Origin of the sequence: Zavarzinella formosa DSM 19928, from assembly GCF_000255705.1 — a bacterium.
GTDB lineage: Bacteria > Planctomycetota > Planctomycetia > Gemmatales > Gemmataceae > Zavarzinella > Zavarzinella formosa.
In genome coordinates this window covers 591,629-593,880 of record NZ_JH636444.1, presented here as the reverse complement: position 1 = coordinate 593,880, position 2,252 = coordinate 591,629, and the positions used below count along the sequence as shown (strand labels likewise).

The 2,252-nt window shown below is 60.9% G+C and carries 4 protein-coding genes and 1 pseudogene; all 5 read right to left on the bottom strand.

Annotation, left to right across the window (positions count from 1 at the left end):
* Window positions 1–496: ISAs1 family transposase (locus tag BGIM_RS67380; protein ID WP_238537759.1), on the bottom strand; the 496-nt coding region annotated here is incomplete at its 3' end.
* Between the two features lie 117 nt (window positions 497–613).
* The gene (locus BGIM_RS0131540) at window positions 614–874 is read right to left on the bottom strand and encodes a hypothetical protein (protein WP_020473658.1); all 261 of its coding nucleotides are present in this window, start codon (window positions 872–874) and stop codon (window positions 614–616) included.
* 11 nt (window positions 875–885) lie between these two features.
* Window positions 886–1,203, bottom strand: a complete 318-nt coding sequence (locus tag BGIM_RS0131535) for a hypothetical protein (protein WP_157369561.1) — start codon at window positions 1,201–1,203, stop codon at window positions 886–888.
* 77 nt (window positions 1,204–1,280) lie between these two features.
* A complete protein-coding gene (locus BGIM_RS63545; RefSeq protein ID WP_157369560.1) occupies window positions 1,281–1,559 on the bottom strand; it encodes a hypothetical protein in 279 nt (92 codons plus the stop codon).
* A gap of 38 nt (window positions 1,560–1,597) precedes the next feature.
* Window positions 1,598–2,252, bottom strand: a pseudogene (locus tag BGIM_RS66105) (hypothetical protein); the annotation flags it as partial.

The window sequence follows — 2,252 nt, the reverse complement described above, 5'->3', positions numbered from 1 at the left end:
CCAGCGCCTCCAGCAATTCCGGAATTGCCGTGATCTCGTTCGATTTCTCCCCGGTTTGGACTTGCGCCAGGGGGAGGCCCGCCTTGGTGGCCCATGCGCTGACAATATGCAAGGCTTGGGAGGCTCCCTTCCGCGAACCCCGCAGAGACTTGCCGTCGATGGCAATTTGAGGGATCTTCATCCGATCACATGCGAGCGCCACCCATTGCAGGAAACACTCGTGAAAATCGTCCGGACGGATCAGGGCGAACACGCGGTTGAGCGTGTCGTGGGACGGAATGCCATTGCGCAGTTTCAAGCCCGGCCGTTCCTTGAGCCAGGCTTGCCTGGATCCGGCATAGTCGGCGATACTGACAAAGTCATCCAGGCCGGCGATGGTGCCGCACAACACGATCAGAACGATGTCCGGCAGATCATGACCGCAACGTCCGCCGACGCGAGCATCGCGAAGATCGCTAAAAAACTCTCGAATGGGCCATTCCTTGGTCAGCGTCATTGTCTCGCTCCGCGAGAAAATCAGGGGACGAAATTGATGGCATACGCCACGGCCATTGTGTCAGCAACGCCTTTGACGAACAGATTCTTCCCCGGCGAAATGTTCAAACTACGCTGTTTATAGCTGAATTTGATGCGTTTGCCCTGCCATGATCGCCGAGAGCCACGGCGGGATTTCCGCCAAGATATTGAGGTAGCCAGGAGGCCGCCCGCTGAGTCGCTGGACGACATAGAGTGTTTTCGGAACGAAGTAGATGAACTGAGCAGCGGCCACTCCGGCAAGCAGCAAGGACAGAGAGGGCATCAGCCATCCCAGTCCGGCAGGACTGTCTTCTCCAACCGGCCGTTCCTCAAGGTCGAACACCGATTCGCCTGTCATATCGTCTGTCTTCAATTGGCCACGGTGAATGCGACAACGGCCGCCGGGACCGAGAAGGCCGTGACCGTCGCCGGTTCAGAGATGAAGGACGGAATCGCGAATGCGAGCGCCAGGACGAGGCCCGCGACCGGCCGTACTCGCGCGCCCCGACGCAAGTCGGCCACCGAGCCCAAGACGGCGACCACAACGGCCACGCAGCAAAGCCCCTTGATCGCGGCTGTTTCGACGCTTCGGCACGGCAAGGTAATCGAATTTGTCGCGATGAGGAGCATGACGCTCCAAGGCACGATCGAAGCGACGATCCCCACGACCCCCCACGGCATACGCATGCCCTCTCGCTTAACAAATCAACTCGCTCACCAACCAGATGACGCCGCCAAGGCAACCTGCTTTCACGCAGTTTTTCTCAGGACAACACAGGCGACAAAGTTGGCAAGGCCTTGAGGGGCGGGGGACATGGCGGGACGACAAACAAGCGGAAGGGCTTGGGCAAGGCAGAGGTAATCCACGGCCCTCGTCGGGGGCCGTGGAGTCGATCACGTTCACGAAGGTTGGAGAAGTGCAGCCCGTTCAGCTTCCACACTTGGCTGTACGCCCCTACGCCGCCGCCGCCCTGCCGGACCACTTGCTCCGCCAGCCTGTCGAGGAAGCGCTCCTCGTCGTCGGCCCGGACCCTTGATCGCATCACCGGCATTGAAGAGGATCGTTGTTCCGACCCGTCATTTACTTGACCGACCCCTGCGGCGTGCCTTTGGCCCAGTAAATGGTGTATAGGAACTCGCCGCGGTCATCCTTTCGCTTACCGTAGAATGCCCGGTCCCTATAGAAGCGGATGTATGTGCCCCGGCTTTCGTCAAGCAGGTGGACGTATTCCCCGCTCGTCGAGATGTCCTTGTACACAGCGAACGCCGAACCCTGGTAGAATTCCTTCCACTGGCCGTGCGATGTCTCGGCGAAGACGGCCGGTGTCTTCTCGTCGTCCCCGAACCGGAAACATACGAGGCGAAGGGCTTGGTCCGGTTGGGGGGCTTCCGCCGGCTTCGGCTCGCGGTTCTCGGATTTGCCCGCCGGGGCAGGCTCCTTCGCGGCGGCAGCTTTCGGCTTCGGTTTGTCCTCGCCCGGTTGGTCTCCCGCCATCGTTGTGACGCACAGACCGCCCCCGGCGATGAAGCCGATGGCCAAAACAACCGTCAGCACGCTTTTGATCTTGGCAACGTACATGGCTCTTGACACTCCTTCCACAAGGGCGGCGATGTTTTCCGAAACGATGCCCGCCGTCCGCCCCGCCGCCGGCAGGCTCGCGGCCTTGATTGCGTTCAACTCCAAAGATGACGCGGCCGCCGAAACGACCGGCAGCGCGAGCGTCGCTCCCGACGTC

Bases quoted from the DNA above. Each gene is read 5' to 3' on its own strand.
- BGIM_RS0131535 (WP_157369561.1), bottom strand. From the start codon at position 1,203: ATGCGTATGCCGTGGGGGGTCGTGGGGATCGTCGCTTCGATCGTGCCT.
- BGIM_RS0131540 (WP_020473658.1), bottom strand. From the start codon at position 874: ATGACAGGCGAATCGGTGTTCGACCTTGAGGAACGGCCGGTTGGAGAA.
- BGIM_RS63545 (WP_157369560.1), bottom strand. From the start codon at position 1,559: ATGCGATCAAGGGTCCGGGCCGACGACGAGGAGCGCTTCCTCGACAGG.